We start from the raw sequence: 16,929 nt of genomic DNA, 5'->3' as shown, positions 1-16,929 counted from the left end.
CCAGTAGGTTTCGACGCCAGAGTCGAGGTGATGAGCTCAATCCGTCATTCACGTGGCGGATCGAGCAAATCGAGCAGACCGAACTCAGTACTTGGACATCGAGTCCTTGGACATGTCGTCCTTGCCCATGCCATCCTTTTTCATCCCATCCTTGGACATTGAATCCTTCTTCATACTGTCCTTTTTCATGCTGTCTTTCTTCATGCTGTCCTTGCCCATGGAGTCTTTCTTCATGCCGTCCTTGGACATGGAGTCCTTCGCCATCGAATCCTTGGCCATGCTGTCCTTGGACATGTCGTCGGCCGCAAAGGCCGAGGCGCCAGCAACGGCGAGGCAAGTGGCAAGCAGGGTTGTGGTGAGCTTGTTCATTTGGATTCCTTCAGTTGGGGTGTCATCTTCAAAAGATGGGCTTACGTTCCAGAGAACTCGGCCTCGCGCTTTCTTCGGCAGTCGAGTGGTTGCGGCAACCCCTCAGCTCCCTCCGAACCAGTTGTAGCCCTGGTCTTCCCAGTAGCCACCGAAATAGGTGTTGGTAACGAACATCGCCTGGATGTACTTGGGGTTCTTGTAGCCAAGCTTTGTAGGCATGCGCAGCTTCATCGGAAAGCCATATTTGGGCGGCAGCGGCTGCCCGTCATAGCTCAGAGCAAGCAATGTCTGCGGATGCAAGGCGGTAGGCATGTCGATACTGGTGTAGTAGTCGTCCACGCATTTGAAGCCCACGTATTTGGCGCTGGTGTCGGCTCCGATACGACGCAGAAAATCGGAAAAACGCACACCACCCCACCTGCCGATAGCGCTCCAGCCTTCCACGCAAATGTGGCGGGTAATCTGCTCCTCCTGCTGCATGGCACGCAGCTCGGCCAGGCTCCAGGCATGCTTGTCGGCGACTATGCCGGTCACTTCGAGTCGATAGCTGGCCTCGTCCACCTCGCGGATTTCGTCTTCACCGTAGTAGGCGTTGAAGGGAAAGGGCCGTGTGATCTCAGCCTCGGTATAGGTAGGAGCCAGCTGCGACGGACTAAAAATCAGGCCCTGTATCTTGTCGTTGAAGCGTGAAATTTTGCTGAGCGCGGCTTCAACATGTTTGTCATCGCTGATGCTGCAACCGGTCAGCAGCGACAGGCCTCCGAGCGTAAGCGTGCGCTGCAAAAAAATGCGGCGTGCGGGCTGATCGAGCTGCTTGGCAATCTGCGTGCGGGCTTCACCCAACACGGCGTCAGCGTCGATATCAAGCAAGGTGTGGGGCTTGAAGATTTTCATGATGTTTTGGGCGCGCGGCCTCGGATCATCGTGAGCAAGGTGCGGGGCACCAGGGCCACCATCACCAGATGCACGACAAGAAATGCAACGATGGCTGCCATGGCGAAGAAGTGGATACGGCGCGCAAACTCGTAGCCCCCCAGCAATTCGCGCAGCACAGGGAATTGCACCGACTTCCACAGCACCAAGCCCGACAGAACGATCACGATCAGATCGAGCATCACGAACAGATAGGCCAGCTTTTGCACGTTGTTGTATTGACGCAGGTCGCCATGCGAAAGCTTGCCTTTAAGCGCCTCCAGCAAGTCGTGCAATACGCCACGCGGCGTGAGGGGAAAGAACTTGCGGGCGAGCCGACCGCTGGCGATGTTGAGCGTCAAGTACAAAAGACCGTTGAACACCAGCAACCACATGGCCGCGAAATGCCACTGCAGCGCACCGCCCAGCCAGCCACCGAGAGTGATGACGGCTGGTATGGAGAAGGGAAAAATCGGCGATGCGTCATAGATACGCCAGCCGCTCATCACCATGATCACCACGGCCAAGGCATTGAGCCAGTGCGTGATGCGTATCCACAGCGGATGAATGGGCCGAGCGGCCAGATCCACCGGGCCTGCCTGGACAGTTTTTGGGGCGATGATGGTGCGGGTCATGGGGCACATTGTTGGACTGGCCCCATGGCGGATGTATCACGCAAAGTTCAATTAATTGTGATAACTAAAAAACGCCTATCGCGAGAGAATGACTCTCTATGGACTCCACTAAACGCGTACTGATCGTCGAAGACGACCTCCACATTGCGGAGCTTTTGCGCATGCACCTTCGCGATGAAGGCTATGTCGTTGAGCATGCCGCTGACGGCGATACAGGCCTGCGCGAATTGGAGCGCAGTCACTGGGATGCACTGGTGCTTGACCTGATGTTGCCGGGCATCGACGGACTGGAAATCTGCCGGCGAGCCCGTGCCATGGCCAGGTACACCCCCATCATCATCATCAGCGCCCGCTCCAGCGAGGTACACCGCATCCTCGGCTTGGAACTCGGCGCAGACGACTACCTGGCCAAGCCTTTTTCGATGCTGGAACTGGTCGCCCGCGTCAAGGCACTGCTACGGCGCACCGATGCACTCGCTCGCAATGCCCGCATGGATTCGGGCAGTCTCTCGATTGGCGAGTTGGACATCGAGCCGCTGGCGCGTGAAGTGCGCATCGATGGCAGGCTCATAGAACTCACTCCGCGCGAGTTTGACCTGCTGCACTTCTTTGCCCTCAGCCCCGGAAAAGTGTTCTCGCGGCTGGACCTGCTCAACCACGTCTGGGGCTATCACCACGATGGCTACGAGCACACCGTCAACACGCATATCAACCGGCTACGCATAAAGATCGAAATCGACCCCGCCCAGCCGCGCCGCATTCTCACGGTGTGGGGACACGGCTACAAGCTGTCGACCTCTGCCAACGGGGAGAGCACATCATGATGACTTTGTCGAGGCGGCTGTCGGTCGTATTCGCGGTGCTGCTGCTGGTCTGTTGCGGTGCCTCGGTCTGGCTGCAGATTCGCGCAACCAGCAAGCACGAGCAAGAAGTCATTCAGCGTTTGTCGAGTGGCTTGGCGGCACACATTGCCGAGAACGCGGAGTTGATGAAGCCCGGCGGCCTGAACCAGGATGCGGTGAAAGATCTGTTTGACAAGCTCATGGCGGTCAACCCCAGCGCGGAACTCTATCTCCTGGGTCTGGACGGCCGCATCGAAGCACAGGCCGCACCGCAGGGTCACCTCAAGCGCGACAAGGTCAACTTAAAGCCTGTCCATGAATTACTCGCTGGCGGAGCCCTGCCCATTGTGGGCGACGACCCACGCAGCCCTGATGCCTCCAAGGTGTTCAGCGTCGCCCCGCTGCGCGTGGCTGGGCACGATGTCGGCTATGTTTATGTCGTGCTGCAGGGTGAAGATCACGATGCCTTGGTCGCCAACACGGCAGCCGACAATGTGCTGCACACCACTCTGTGGTTGATGGGCGTGGTTGCGCTACTGGGCCTGCTCGCCGGCCTTGCCGCATTCCGCCTCATCACCCGCCCACTGCGCGAGCTGACCGAAGTGGTGCAGCGTTTCGATACCGAGGGCATAGCATCGCTGGAAAATGAGGCACCCAAGCTAGCACGCCTGTCACAAGGCAACGACGAAATTTCGCATTTAGGCCAGGCTTTCACGCAAATGGCCCACCGCATCGCCGAGCAATGGCGCGAGCTGACGCTGCAAGATCAGCAGCGCCGCGAACTATTTGCCAATATTTCACACGACCTGCGCACGCCTCTTACATCACTGCATGGCTATCTGGAAACCTTGATGCTCAAGGCAGACTCGCTCGACGAGGCGGATCGACGACGCTACTTGGAAATCGCTCTGGGCCAGAGCCGTAAGGTCGGACGTCTTGCGCAAGAAGTGTTCGAATTGGCACGACTCGAATACGGCGTGGTCAAGCCCGAGAAGGAAAGCTTTGCGCTGGCGGATCTTGTGCAAGACGTATTCCAGAAATTTGAACTGGCTGCCGAGGCACGTCATCAACGTCTCACGCCCGACATTGCACCGGGCCTGCCCGTGGTGTCGGCCGACCTGGGCATGATTGAGCGTGTTTTGACAAATTTGCTCGACAATGCCATCCGTCACACCCCAATGGGTGGGGAGATCGTAGTTCAGTTACGTGCTCACAATGCCGGCGTGTCAGTCCAGGTCAGCGATACGGGAGGCGGTATTCCGAGCGAGCTTCAGAAATCGCTATTCATACGACCAGTATTCATGAGTGGCTCACGCACCGAAAGTTCCGGCTCCGGCAGTGGCAGCGGCGGGTTGGGCCTGGTGATCGTAAAACGCATACTGCAATTACACGGCAGCGACATTCAACTGGTGCCGCTGCCCGAGAAAGGAGCGGTATTCCGTTTTCAACTCAGCAGTATCGATCGCCTTTGAAAAGCTTGTGCCATAAACCTGCTGAAAATCTCACATCCCTGAGTTGTACAAACGGGTACAGCGTAAGAAATGCGCCAGCGATATAGGTCGCCTAAATCAGATCCAATCTACGCCATGAGCGCCACGTGGTCTCTGGCAACAAAAACTGCCGTATTTCATGGCCCTCCACGTCATTTGACAGATTCGAGCGTTGCACGAATTAAAGGGAGAGATTCGATAGTCGAGTCTCGCGCTGTATGCCTTGGAAAGAAAAGAAGGCGATGGAAGAACTACCTGTATGCAGTTCATTCACATCGCCTTTATGGATCTCCTCTAGGGAGATCGCAATCACGGTTTCAGACCCGGATTTAGTTTCGGATCAGGTGATCAAAAGCCGACAGTGCAGCCGTAGCACCCGCACCCGCCGCAATCACGATCTGCTTGTACGGCACCGTGGTGCAGTCACCCGCTGCGAACACGCCGGGCAGATTGGTCTGGCCCTTGGCATCCACAATGATTTCGCCAAACTTGCTCAGCTCCACCGTGCCCTTGAGCCATTCGGTGTTGGGCACCAGACCGATCTGGACAAACACACCTTCCAGCTCGACATGGTGTTCCTCGCCGGTCACACGGTCCTTGTAGCGCAGGCCATTGACCTTGCCATTGGCACCGGTGATTTCGGTGGTCTGTGCATTGGTGTGCACGGTCACATTGGGCAGGCTGTTCAGCTTCTTCACCAACACGGCATCGGCCTTGAGCTGCTCGGCAAACTCCACCACCGTCACATGGGCCACCAGACCGGCCAGGTCAATGGCCGCCTCGATACCCGAGTTGCCACCACCGATGACCGCAACGCGCTTGCCCTTGAACAGGGGGCCGTCGCAGTGCGGGCAGTAGGCCACGCCCTTGTTCTTGTACTCGGCTTCGCCGGGCACGTTCACATTGCGCCAGCGGGCACCGGTGGACAAGATCACGGTCTTGGCCTTGAGCGAGCCACCATTGGCCAGTTGCACTTCAACCAGACCGCCGGGCTGCGCAGCGGGAATCAACTTCTCGGCGCGCTGCAGGTTCATGATGTCCACATCGTAGGCACGGGTGTGGGCTTCCAGCGCGGCAGCAAACTTGGGGCCATCGGTTTCTAGCACAGAGATGTAGTTCTCAATTGCCAGCGTGTCGTTGACCTGACCGCCAAAGCGCTCAGCAGCCACACCAGTACGAATGCCCTTGCGAGCGGCGTACACAGCAGCAGCAGCGCCTGCGGGGCCACCACCGATCACCAGCACATCAAACGCATCCTTGGCAGAAATCTTCTCGGCTTCACGCAAGGCAGCGCCGGTATCAAGCTTGGCCACGATCTCTTCAATCGTCATGCGACCAGTGCCAAACACGCTGCCGTTCATGAGCACCATGGGCACGGCCATGATTTCGCGCTCGTTCACTTCCTGCTGGAAGGCACCGCCTTCGATCACAGTCGTCTTGATCTTGGGGTTCAGGATGGCCATGAGCGACAGCGCCTGCACCACGTCAGGGCAGTTGTGGCAGGTCAGGCTCATGTAGACCTCGAAATTGAAGTCTCCGTCCAGCGCCTTGATCTGGTCGATCACGTCCTGCTCCACCTTGGGTGGATGGCCGCCCGTCCACAGCAGGGCCAGCACCAGCGAGGTGAACTCGTGGCCCAGGGGCAGTCCGGCAAAGCGCAGCTGGGTGTCAGTGCCCTTGCGCTGCAGCAGGAACGAGGGCTTGCGGGCGTCGTTGCCATCGGTGCGCAGCGTGATCTTGTCGCTGCGCAGGGACTGAATGGTTTGCAGCAGATCGCGCATCTTGGCGCTGGTCTCGCTGTCATCCAGAGAAGCCACCAGCTCAAACGGCTGCTGCACACGTTCCAGGTAGGCGGCGAGTTGGGCTTTGAGTTGATTGTCAAGCATGGTGGATTCCTTTGAATTTTGAGTTGTTAATGCAGTGCAGCAATGTGGTTTGGAGCCGCTTGCCCGCCCATAAAGCAAAAAACTGGGCGTAAAAAAGCCGGACGAACGGGCACCGGGTGCCTGAGCGTCGTCCGGCTCTCAGAGCGCCTGCGCGCTCAGCCGATAACAATCAGGCTTAGATCTTGCCGACCAGGTCCAGCGAAGGAGTGATCGTGTTGGCGCCTTCCTTCCACTTGGCGGGGCACACTTGACCGGGGTGAGCGGCGGTGAACTGAGCAGCCTTCAGCTTACGCAGAGTTTCCGACACGTCACGAGCGATTTCGTTGGAGTGCACTTCCATGGTCTTGATCACGCCATCAGGGTTGATCACGAAAGTACCGCGCAGCGCCAGACCTTCTTCAGGAATGTGCACGCCGAAAGCGTTGGTCAGCTGGTGTGTAGGATCGCCAACCAGAGGGAACTGAGCCTTGCCGACTGCGTCGGAAGTTTCGTGCCACACCTTGTGCGAGAAGTGGGTGTCGGTCGTCACGATGTAGACCTCAGCGCCAGCCTTCTGGAACTCAGCGTAGTTGTTCGCTGCGTCTTCGATTTCTGTAGGGCAGTTGAAGGTGAAGGCTGCGGGCATGAAAATCAGAACCGACCACTTACCCTTCAGGCTCTCTTCGGTCACGGTGATGAATTCACCCTTGCCGTTGCGGTTCACATAAGCTTCGGTCTTGAACGGTTGGACTTGTGTATTGATCAGAGACATTTGATGTTTCCTTGTGGTTAGTGTTGATGACAGGATGAAGTTTAGAGGGACTCAATCAATAAATCCAATCGATTGATTTCATTGAATTGATTGAATAAGACTATCAAACTAAATTCTCAGTCATTCTGGACTCAAGCCGCAGCGCTTTGCAGCTCAGTTTTCTATTGTGGGCCGAATTTGCTCACTTCAAGCCAATAGTCCTTCAATCACGCTCATAGCTTTTGTTGTCATCACAGTGTCAGCACCCGTGCAAGACCGCGAGCTGCCTGTCCGTAAGCTAAACGAGAACGCGCATCAGATGCAGCCAATTCGCGAAAGCATGGACTTTGTTTGATTTGCCTCACAAAGCATGGACAATCCAGATCGAACAACAACTGACCGAGAAGGAGTCCCCCATGAAAGGTGATGCACAAGTCATTTCCTGGCTGCAAGCCCAGCTCAAGAACGAACTGACCGCCATCAACCAGTACTTTTTGCACTACCGCATGTACAAGCACTGGGGCTTCGACAAGCTGGCCAAGAAGGAATACGAAGAATCCATCGGCGAGATGAAGCACGCCGACTGGCTGATGGACCGTATCTTCACGCTCGACGGCCTGCCGAATCTGCAAGATCTAGGCAAGCTGCAAATCGGTGAAGACGTGCCTGAAGCTCTGGCCTGCGACCTGCGCCTTGAGCTGGCGGCTCAGCAGACCATCAAGGACGGCATTGCTCACTGCGAATCCGTGCGTGACTATGTCTCGCGCGATCTGCTGCAGAAGATTCTGGACGACACCGAAGAGCACATCGACTTCCTCGAAACCCAGATCGACCTGATCGACAAGGTCGGCACGCAGAACTATCTGCAGTCGCTGATGGGCGAGATCGAGTAATCAGGCTGCGCCTGACATGAAAAAGCGGTCCCTTATGGACCGCTTTTTTTGTGGGCATTTCACGCCCCAATACTGGCACTCAACTCGGCAGCAAGAAGTCGCGGCTGATGCCCGAACCCAGGTCGTTGACGCGGTCCAGAAACTGCGTCAGATAGGCGTGCAGGCCGGTGGTCAGAATTTCGTCGATACGGCCGTATTGCAGATCGGCCAGCAGGCGCCCAGCCTTGCGCTGGGTTTCCTGCGAGTGGTCGTTGCTTACCCGCTCAAGGTTCTTCACCACCTCGTGCATGCTGGCCAGCAATGATCGCGGCATGTCAGCGCGCAGCATCAGCAGCTCGGCCACACGCTCGGGCGTAATCACATCGCGGTAGACCTTGCGGTAAACCTCGAAGGCCGAGACGCTGCGCAGCAAGGCGCTCCAGTGGTAGAAGTCGAAATTCATCAGCCCCCGGCCACGCGGCGTGCCGTGGTAGTCGCGCTCGATGGAATGGAACTTCACATCCAGCAGGCGCGCCGTATTGTCGGCCCGCTCCACAAACGTGCCCAGCCGCACAAAGTGCAGCGCTTCATCCTTGAGCATGGTGCCCAGCGACACGCCGCGCCACAGGTGCGAGCGGTACTTGACCCACTCGAAAAACTGCGCCGGGTCCTTCTGCCAGGCATCTTGCGAGTAGTTGCGCTGCAGCGCCAGCCAAGTCTGGTTTTGCGTCTCCCACGACTCCGTCGTCAGCGCACCGCGCACGGCACGCGCATTCTCTCGCGCTGCTTTCAGGCAAGCGAAGATGGAGGACGGATTGGCCTCATCCGTCACCATGAACTGCAGCACGGATTCACGATCCACCACCGGATACTGAGCCTTGAAGGCCGGTATCAATTCACTGATGGACAGCACGCTCTGCCAGCCGCGATGCGCATCGTGAATGGCCTGCGGCAGCATGGCAGTTTCATAGGCCACGCTGAGCATGCGCGCGGTGTTCTCTGCCCGCTCGGTGTAGCGGGACATCCAGTACAAATGGTCTGCGGTACGTGACAGCATCAGCGACCTCCCTTTGGCTCGTCTTGATTTTCCAGCACCCAGGTGTCTTTGGTTCCGCCGCCCTGAGAGGAGTTCACCACCAGCGAGCCTTCTTTAAGCGCCACCCGTGTGAGGCCGCCCGCCACCATGTTGACATCGGTGCCTGTCAGCACAAAAGGCCGCAGGTCGATATGGCGCGGCGCGACGCCTTTACTCACCATGGTCGGGCAGGTAGACAGGCTCAGTGTGGGCTGGGCAATGTAGTTGCTGGGGTTGCCCACCAGCACGCGGCGGAAGGCTTCAATCTCGGCAGCTGTGGCCGTCGGGCCAATCAACATGCCGTAGCCGCCAGCGCCGTGCACCTCCTTGACCACCAGCTCATGCAAGTGATCGAGCACGTATTTGAGGTCGTCTTCCTTGCGGCACAGCCAGGTAGGCACGTTCTGCAGAATCGGCTCTTCATTCAGATAGAAGCGAATCATCTCCGGCACATAGGGGTAGACCGATTTATCGTCGGCCAGCCCCGTGCCCACGGCGTTGCAGATATTGACGTTGCCCGCACGATAAGCGCGCATCAGGCCCTTGCAGCCCAGAGTGGATGTGGGACGGAAAACTTCGGGATCCAGAAAATCATCATCCACGCGGCGGTAGATCACATCAACCCGCTGCAGGCCTTGTGTGGTGCGCATATAGACGATGTCTTTTTCCACCACCAGGTCTTGCCCTTCGACCAGTTCCACGCCCATTTGCTGTGCCAGAAAAGCGTGCTCAAAGTAAGCACTGTTGTGCATGCCGGGCGTCAACACCACCACCGTGGGCTCCAAAGCGCCTGACGGTGCGCTGGCGCGCAAGGTGTCCAGCAGCATGTCGGGGTAATGGGCCACCGGTGCTACGGAATGCTTGCCAAACAGGTCGGGGAACAGGCGCATGGTCATACGGCGGTTTTCCAGCATGTAGGAGACGCCAGAGGGCACGCGCAGATTGTCTTCCAGCACGTAATAAACGCCGTTGCCATCTGCATCGGGCGCCCGCACGATGTCGATGCCGGCAATATTGGCGTAGACATCGTTAGGAACCTGAATGCCTTCCATCTCAGGACGATACTGGCTGTTGCCTCCCACCAGCTCATGCGGAATCAGGCCTGCCTTGACCATCTCTTGCCCGTGATAGGCATCGCGAATAAAGCAGTTCAGCGCTTTGACGCGCTGGGCCAGCCCCGCCTGCATACTCTCCCACTCATGGGCCGGAATGATGCGGGGAATCAGGTCGAAAGGAATCAGGCGCTCAGTGCCTGCACCGCTTTCGTCCTTGTCGCCATAGACCGCAAAGGTAATGCCCACGCGGCGGAACACGATTTCTGCCTCTGCACTGCGGGCGCGCAGATACTCCTGCGATTGCTTGCCCAGCCACTGCGCATAGTCCAGATAGTGGTCTCGCACGGCGCCACCTTCGGCGGGCGAGTTCAGATACATCTCATCGAATGTGTGCATTCTGTCCTCTCTATTTCTGGCACGGCTCACGCATGCGAGCCGCTTGTTTCAGTTTAGCCACCCTGCGCGCTCCCCAAAACTGGCTAAGACCAGCAAACTCCGCATGTCTGCATTCACCTACAGAGTGACATTTCAGACATGCAAGCCTCATGCCAGTTTCGGCGCTGCCTCAAGGTGGCGGGTGATGAACATCCCAATAATGCGCCCGGACCTGCCGCTCGCATTGCAAATCAGCAGGACGATCAGACTGCCAAAGTGCAGCGCCGCAGCGGTCCTGCAGCGCCAGCTGGCTACCTGCAGCCTTGTACCGCTCAACAACAGCAGGCACCGGGTGGCCAAAGCGATTCAGATAGCCTGCCTGTACCACGCCCCAATGCGGTTGCAGTGTCTTGACCCACGCCTCGGTCGATGAAGTCTTGCTGCCATGGTGCGGCACCAGCAGCCAGTCCACGGGGTCCATCACACGGGTCTGCAAAAGCAATTGCTCCTGCGCCGCCTCAATATCACCAGCCAGCAACGCCACGCGGCCGCTGGCCGAGCGTATGCGCAGCACGCAGCTGCCAAAGTTGGGCTGGGGCTTACGCCCGTTCAACCATGCATCGCCTTCGGGCGGGTGCAGCACTTCAAACGTCACACCATCCCACTGCCAGTGCTGGCCTTGGGTACAGCGCTGCACAGGGGCAAGTGCTGCCAGCAGCGGGTCGTTAATCACCGAATCCGATCCCCAGATTTGCACCTGCGGCTGGGCGGCTTTGACGGCCATTGCACCACCCGTGTGGTCGCTGTCACGGTGGCTGAGCATCATGACGTCCAGGCGCATTCCCTGCGCAGCCAGCAAAGGCACAATCACGCGCTCGCCTGCATCGCTTTGGCGGCTGTATTGCGGCCCGGCGTCATACAAAAGTCTATGCCTTGCCGTGCTGACGATGACCGCATTGCCCTGCCCTATATCCACGGCCTGCAGCTCAAATTCGCCCACGTTCGGCCAAGCCTGCGGCCAGAGCAATGCCGGCAGTGCAAACAAGGCCGCCACCAGTCGCAGCCGCGCAGGCAAAGGTGCGATGAGCAACAAGCCCGTGGCAATCGCCAGCACACTGGCCCACCATGCAGGCTGGGGCAAGACCCATACGGCCCAGGGCAGCTCGGCCAGCCATTGCAGCAAACGCATCAAAGGCAACATGGCCAGCGCAGCTCCAGCGGCAGCCACAGGCACCAAAGCCGCCAGCAAAGCCAGCGGCGTGACCACCAAAGTCACCCAAGGAATGGCAATCAGATTGGCCAGCAAGCCGACGATGGACACCTGCCCGAACAACAGCAGCCCCAGCGGTGCCAGTGCCAGAGAGATCAGCCACTGCTCACGCCACAGGGCATAAAATTTCGAGAGAAATCGGCCTGTAGCGCTTTTACCATCAGCGCTAGCAGCTATTGAATTCGAAGCAAGCAGCACCCCCACCGCCACAAAGCTCAGCCAGAATCCTGCCTGCCAAAGCGCCCACGGGTCCAGCACCACCACGACGGCCAGCGCCAGCAACCACACACAGGGCCAAGGCCAGCGCGCACCCAGCATTTGCAGCAGCGCCACCACCGCCAGCATGCAGACCGTGCGCTGCGCGGGCAGCCCCCAGCCGCTGAACAGTGCATAGGCTGTCGCCAGCGCCACACCCGCCAGCAAAGCCACATGCGGAGCCGGAAAAATGCGGCAAGCCTGTGCGCTGTAGCGCCACAAGCGCCCGACCACCAAGGCCGCCAGCCACGCAAACATGGTCACATGTGAGACGAATCATCGTCAAGATACTGACCAAGTACAGGCATTTTCTTGCGCGCAGATCTACCAGTAATGAGACGCTTTGCAGTGGACTGGTGAACACCAAAGAGCTGAGCTATAGCCGGATAGGTGTAGTTTCCTGTGGCATGTAAGGCACGCATTTTTTCGACCGTTTCCGGAGGAGTCGCATGCTTGTGACGACCAAGCTGAACACCACGACGATAAGCAGCTAACTGACCCGCCACAGAACGCTCACGAATGATTGAGCGCTCAAGCTGAGCTACAGCCCCAAGCACCTGAACCATAAACACGCCGACAGGAACAGATGTATCCAAAGGCTCAGTAAGCGAACGAATATTCGCACCAACAGATTGAACACGTTCAAGGATAGTCATCAAATCCTTCAAAGAGCGAGCAATCCGGTCCATTTTGTAAACGACCAGGCAGTCCCCCTTAGCAAGCAAATCCAAAAGCCTCTGAAGCTCGGGACGAGAACCAACAGAGCTAGTTTTTTCTTGATAAATAACTGAGACACCAGCCTTATGCAAAGCATCAATCTGTAAATGCGTTTCCTGACCAGTTGTAGAGACACGAGCATATCCAATCAGCACAAATTTTCCCCTGTTTTGCGATGAGGCAATTCTCCGTTAGCAACAGAAAAGCAAAGCATTCATTAAGCATGGAGCTATACTTTTCATAGCAACAACAACAATTACCAAAGCAAACAGAATCACTTGCTTATCACTGAAGAGCCTCAATCGGCCTTGGCTCAGTCACAAGCCAATACCGAGCTTCCCCGAAGGGTTCAAGGGTCAGGCGATGGGACACGATGATTTCATCCCCAGCACACTGAAAAGTCATCTCGATCATGTCTTGCAGGGATGCGCCCCAGATGCGGATTTTTTCTGCCTTGGGCATAGAGGCAAGGCCGTTCTTTGAATCACTACGACTAAAGCGATCAGAGCCCTTTGGAGCCTCCGCATAGTCCTTGGTGATGTACTTGGATACGTAGCTGGCAATTTTCGCGATAGAGCGGTTTTTGACGCGCCCATCAGGGGTCTTGCGACCACCCACAAAACACAGCCCGTTATCTTTGCCAATGATGGAGCGCCAGACCTTTGTACCAAGCTCCCAGCCCTTGATCTTCACGTCCTTGTAGACCGCATGCTTGGGCAGCTTGTGGCATGCAATGTGGACATGCATCGCGCCCCGTTCCTGCCGCTCAAAACTCGCGCAGTAGACGAAACGACCACCCAGCTCTTTTTTCATACGCCGCACCCATTCTTTGAAGTGTTTTTTGCATAGGGCACGGTCTAGCTGATTTTCCCGATATGTCAGCGTGAGCAGCTCATTCAGGCCGTTTGCTTTGATGAACCAGCGACACTTAGCTTTCGCATTCTGAGCATTCTTTTGCATCTGCTTATCACGCTTAGCAGCCGCCTCTTCTTCTATCTCTTTTTCGCGCCAAGCACGTTCCTCACCATCCCACTGCGATAGGTAGGCTTCAGCATCAAACGGAGGGGGCGCGATCTTGTCGGTTTCCGCCCAGGTGATGGCATTGCGAAAAGAGATTTCACGATGGCCATTGACGTTTTTCACGTACACATCCCATGAATCATCATGGACATGCCCTTCAATGACTATGCGTTCCCCCGTAGGGGCGGTTATTATTCTTTCCATTGCAGCTACTCCTATTAGTTGCGATCACGAGTCCCGAACAGTTCCACCTGTTGCGGGGCTCTTTTTTTTCTACGATTGAACCGTGCGCCGAGCGGCAATCACTCGCTGTGTTCCAAAGTTAACTATGAATAAATTAGGCACGCGCTGCGCGCGTGCCTGCCCGTGCGCTCCGCTGCCCGCGCAGGCACGCTGCGCAGCTTGTCCCACAACCACCAGCTTGAGGAATACGAGCGCAGTTGAGAGTTGAGCGCGGGAGTGCTCTTGGCCGCACGGCCAGCCCATGCAGCCGCAAGCTGCGCTTACGTCCACAAGGGCCATCATTGAAATACCGACCTGACTTGAGCATTGCGCGCAGCTAAGCCTTGGGTATAGCCCTCAGAGCTCTGAGGCGGCATGGGCTTCTGCTGAACCAACTGGACAGGAGGCTGCGCCACCACTTGCGGCAAAACACTCACAGGCTTGTCCTGAGCCGCCATGATTGACGCACGAGCTGGAGATTCTTTTATGGGCAGCTTGAAGTCCACAAAGAACCCCTTTTCCACGATCTGCCGGCACATTTCATCAGCCATAGCCATATGCGTGGATTGCTGGGTATAGCACCGGCATTTATCGGCCATGATCAAACACGCAGCCGGATACGGAGCCTCAGTGGGCTGAGTGACTTGATCGTAGGCCGGAGCGGTATGCGGGAAGCCCTCAATGCGCGGCGAGCGGCTTAAAACGTACTCAGCTTTAGTCATGGGTTCAGGACCCTTGCGAGCTGCTACAGAGCCCCCATTTCCGCCCACGCTAGCAACAGCTTGAGGACGGTCTTTGACCACGTTTTTGTAGACACCCGAGATGGCCAAATACCCGAACAGTGGCACCAGCAGTACGCACGCGCCGAATGTCCAAACAGCACGCGGGATTTTCTTTTTTCCGGTATGCAGGCTTGCGCTTTGGTACCAGCCATAGACCTCTTTTGGGAACCCCACCATGGTGACCTGACCGTTTTTGCCAGAGCCACTTTTTTCGCAATTGGTATTGACGGCTTCCCACTCAATGCAGCTCACCAAATCAGCACCGAAAGTGCGCTTCAGATGCCGATGCCAGCCCGGAGAACCGACCAGCCGCCGCACGAAGTTATCGATGTTCTGAGGGTGCTGCGTGACCAGGTAGAAATCCATTCCGCGCCGACGATGTTCGGCCAGCATCTTGACCTCATCAGGAACCACCGCGCTACTGCTGCGCACGGGCAGATCGTTGTGGCATTCATCAATGACGAAGATCGTGCCGTCCGGCTCCTTTTGCCAGTCCTTGAAGTCAATGGCTTTCCACGTGGACAGCTCACCACCGGGCACAGGGGCAAAGCGACCGTTATGGCACACAGGACGGTTTTCTTTGAGGCTGCGCTCACGCACCCACTTCAACGTGTTGAGCGTCTTGCCAGCGCCGTTTGCGCCCGTGATCAGATGCAGCATCTCAAACCCTCCGCAGACGCTTGACGACACCGCCAAGGCCCGACAGACCCATGCGTACAGCGACCGCAGACGCGATGATGCTGATACAGACACCAACCTTCATATAGCCGAGCATTCCGACCAGTTCAGGCGGCAGACCCATCAGCGCGCCAACAGCATTGGACTTGAGCGTGCCCAAGACCGTATCGACCCCCTGATACGTGACCACAGACAGGCCCAACGCGATCAGCACACGGCCAACCAATGACCCGGCAACATTCATCAGCCCACCGAGCAGGGACGCGATGATTACAGGCATTTTTTATTCCTCCTTTGGCGAGCTGGAGACGATGCGGAAAGCCACGAGCGAGGACACAGCAACGAGAATCCAGCCGAGGTAACCAAGGGCCGCGCAGATCTTGCTGAATGGCAGGGTGACGTTGGTATTCCAAACTTGCACGCTCAGATCAGTAATGCAGCTCCCACCGCCTAAAACGTCTTCAGAGCTGAGCTTTCCTGAGACATCCACCTCAGTGTTTCCGGGCAGGTCTTTGGTGACGTCACGATCAGTACCTTTAGCGACCTCAGAGTCATACAACTGGGACTCAGTAGTCTTGTCGTCAAACATCTGGCAATTGCGTTTGTGCTGGTCTTTGGCAATCGCACATTGCAGCGGATCGCCCTCACAGGTGAAGCCCGCAGAGCAGCTCCCGCCGAACTTGCCCTTTTCCTCGTCGTCATCCTTGCATTGGGATGCGTTTGCATTGGCCTTGCAGTAATCCTCTTTGCTCTCGGTTTTAGTCGTTGTGGAGCTACTGGAGGTGTTGCTGCTAGTCGTGTTGGTGGTGGTCTTTTCCGTGGTGCAAACGTTGCCTTTGCACGTAGTCTTTTCAGTCACCTTGTCGGTGCTGCCGTCCTCATTTTTCTTGATGGTGTCTTTGCTGGTCTCAATGACATTACCACCCTTGTCTTTGACACAGACTTCAACACCACCGACCTCACCAGCAAAGCCACCCTCGCATGTCGGGGCATCCAAGCACAAGCTGTGCGTGCCTTTGGAGTCAGTGTATGAGCCGGATTTCTCACACTTCTCCTCAACCGTAGAGCCGTCACCCGGAGGCGCCTCAAGCGTACAAGCCTTACCTCCAACGCCACCCTTGTACATGGAGAAGGAACCAGAGCTTTGAATCGACCCATCCGCCATGGTGGTCAAGCCGCTGCGATCAAAAGTTACCAAGCAGCCGCTAGTGAGACTCTCACTTGGCCAACACATATCGCCGGACGGGACCACGCCAGTAACGGTCTTTGTATCCCGGATAGTGCCTAGACCTTGACCAATGCCAAAACCGGACATTGCAAAGTCAGTAGCGCACTTCATATCCGGGTCTTGCTTAGATACGCACCGCCCATCCTTCTCAAGAAAGGACGCATTACACAAACAGGCGCCACCGGACTGCGTGGAGTTGGCAGGGCAGGAGCCGTAGCTTTGCTTGTAGAAATTGGCCTTAGTACCGCCCGCGCTATTTGGGTAACTGCCACCCCCCCAGCAATCAGGAGTAGTGAAGTTGAGGAATAGACCCGACTGGGTATCCTCAATGACATAGACGGTTGCCGGAGGTGACTTGTCAGCGTATGCAGTGTTTGGCCCACATTTCCCTCGAATGCCCGGCGTATCCAACCATTGCTGGTAGGCAGATTTCCGCGAGCCTTTTGACCCACACATATTCCCAGCCGTATTGTCACGGCACCAAGTCTCTTCAAGGGGCAAAGCCGCCCAGGAGGA

Annotated in this window: 15 protein-coding genes and 1 pseudogene; 3 read left to right on the top strand and 13 right to left on the bottom strand. The window is 56.9% G+C overall.

Annotation, left to right across the window (positions count from 1 at the left end; all coding sequences use genetic code 11):
* Positions 1-84: 84 nt before the first annotated feature.
* From RSF91_RS09275 to RSF91_RS09265, 3 genes are all read right to left on the bottom strand, one after another.
* Positions 85-369, bottom strand: a complete 285-nt coding sequence (locus tag RSF91_RS09275; protein WP_332568149.1) for a pentapeptide MXKDX repeat protein — start codon at positions 367-369, stop codon at positions 85-87.
* Between the two features lie 102 nt (positions 370-471).
* The gene (locus RSF91_RS09270) at positions 472-1,263 is read right to left on the bottom strand and encodes a molybdopterin-dependent oxidoreductase (protein ID WP_332568148.1); all 792 of its coding nucleotides are present in this window, start codon (positions 1,261-1,263) and stop codon (positions 472-474) included.
* Positions 1,260-1,916, bottom strand: coding sequence for a cytochrome b/b6 domain-containing protein (locus RSF91_RS09265; RefSeq protein WP_332568147.1), 657 nt, complete (start codon positions 1,914-1,916; stop codon positions 1,260-1,262). The genes RSF91_RS09270 and RSF91_RS09265 overlap by 4 nt, the downstream gene beginning before the upstream one ends.
* A gap of 98 nt (positions 1,917-2,014) precedes the next feature.
* On the opposite strand from RSF91_RS09265, the gene RSF91_RS09260 reads away from it, so the two are divergent.
* Together RSF91_RS09260 and RSF91_RS09255 are read left to right on the top strand one after the other, a co-directional pair.
* Entirely contained in the window at positions 2,015-2,740 is a 726-nt protein-coding gene (locus tag RSF91_RS09260) for a response regulator transcription factor (RefSeq protein ID WP_332568146.1), read from the top strand.
* Positions 2,737-4,230 (top strand): sensor histidine kinase, encoded by a 1,494-nt coding sequence (locus RSF91_RS09255; RefSeq protein ID WP_332568145.1) that lies wholly within the window; start codon positions 2,737-2,739, stop codon positions 4,228-4,230. Before RSF91_RS09260 ends, RSF91_RS09255 begins: the two co-directional genes overlap by 4 nt.
* Before the next feature lie 347 nt (positions 4,231-4,577).
* On the opposite strand, the gene ahpF is transcribed toward RSF91_RS09255, so the two are convergent.
* A complete protein-coding gene (ahpF, locus tag RSF91_RS09250; protein WP_332568144.1) occupies positions 4,578-6,134 on the bottom strand; it encodes an alkyl hydroperoxide reductase subunit F in 1,557 nt (518 codons plus the stop codon).
* Positions 6,135-6,309: 175 nt separating this feature from the next.
* Positions 6,310-6,885 carry an alkyl hydroperoxide reductase subunit C gene (ahpC, locus tag RSF91_RS09245; RefSeq protein ID WP_332568143.1) on the bottom strand — a complete coding sequence of 192 codons (576 nt, stop codon included), beginning with the start codon at positions 6,883-6,885 and terminating at the stop codon, positions 6,310-6,312.
* A 395-nt stretch (positions 6,886-7,280) separates the two neighbouring features.
* Here ahpC and bfr point away from each other — a divergent pair, with 395 nt between their 5' ends.
* Positions 7,281-7,757: a bacterioferritin gene (bfr, locus tag RSF91_RS09240; RefSeq protein ID WP_332568142.1), complete on the top strand. Its 477-nt coding sequence runs from the start codon at positions 7,281-7,283 to the stop codon at positions 7,755-7,757.
* Between the two features lie 79 nt (positions 7,758-7,836).
* Here bfr and RSF91_RS09235 read toward each other — a convergent pair whose 3' ends face one another.
* The 8 genes and pseudogenes from RSF91_RS09235 to RSF91_RS09200 form a co-directional block, all read right to left on the bottom strand.
* Positions 7,837-8,793, bottom strand: coding sequence for an alpha-E domain-containing protein (locus RSF91_RS09235; protein WP_332568141.1), 957 nt, complete (start codon positions 8,791-8,793; stop codon positions 7,837-7,839).
* On the bottom strand, positions 8,793-10,262 hold the full coding sequence (locus RSF91_RS09230) for a circularly permuted type 2 ATP-grasp protein (RefSeq protein WP_332568140.1): 1,470 nt from the start codon (positions 10,260-10,262) through the stop codon (positions 8,793-8,795). Before RSF91_RS09230 ends, RSF91_RS09235 begins: the two co-directional genes overlap by 1 nt.
* A gap of 169 nt (positions 10,263-10,431) precedes the next feature.
* Positions 10,432-12,033, bottom strand: a pseudogene (locus RSF91_RS09225) (DNA internalization-related competence protein ComEC/Rec2); the annotation flags it as partial.
* A complete protein-coding gene (locus RSF91_RS09220) occupies positions 12,027-12,638 on the bottom strand; it encodes a recombinase family protein (protein WP_332568139.1) in 612 nt (203 codons plus the stop codon). The gene RSF91_RS09220 and the pseudogene RSF91_RS09225, both read right to left, overlap by 7 nt.
* A gap of 130 nt (positions 12,639-12,768) precedes the next feature.
* Positions 12,769-13,626: a rolling circle replication-associated protein gene (locus RSF91_RS09215; RefSeq protein WP_332568138.1), complete on the bottom strand. Its 858-nt coding sequence runs from the start codon at positions 13,624-13,626 to the stop codon at positions 12,769-12,771.
* A gap of 398 nt (positions 13,627-14,024) precedes the next feature.
* Positions 14,025-15,167 carry a zonular occludens toxin domain-containing protein gene (locus RSF91_RS09210; RefSeq protein ID WP_332568137.1) on the bottom strand — a complete coding sequence of 381 codons (1,143 nt, stop codon included), beginning with the start codon at positions 15,165-15,167 and terminating at the stop codon, positions 14,025-14,027.
* A 1-nt stretch (position 15,168) separates the two neighbouring features.
* Entirely contained in the window at positions 15,169-15,465 is a 297-nt protein-coding gene (locus tag RSF91_RS09205) for a DUF2523 domain-containing protein (protein ID WP_332568136.1), read from the bottom strand.
* Between the two features lie 3 nt (positions 15,466-15,468).
* Entirely contained in the window at positions 15,469-16,350 is an 882-nt protein-coding gene (locus tag RSF91_RS09200; RefSeq protein ID WP_332568135.1) for a virulence factor TspB C-terminal domain-related protein, read from the bottom strand.
* Positions 16,351-16,929: the final 579 nt, after the last annotated feature.

It is taken from the genome of Comamonas sp., assembly GCF_036643215.1.
Lineage (GTDB): Bacteria > Pseudomonadota > Gammaproteobacteria > Burkholderiales > Burkholderiaceae_C > Comamonas.
This window is presented reverse-complemented; position numbering and strand designations above follow the sequence as displayed.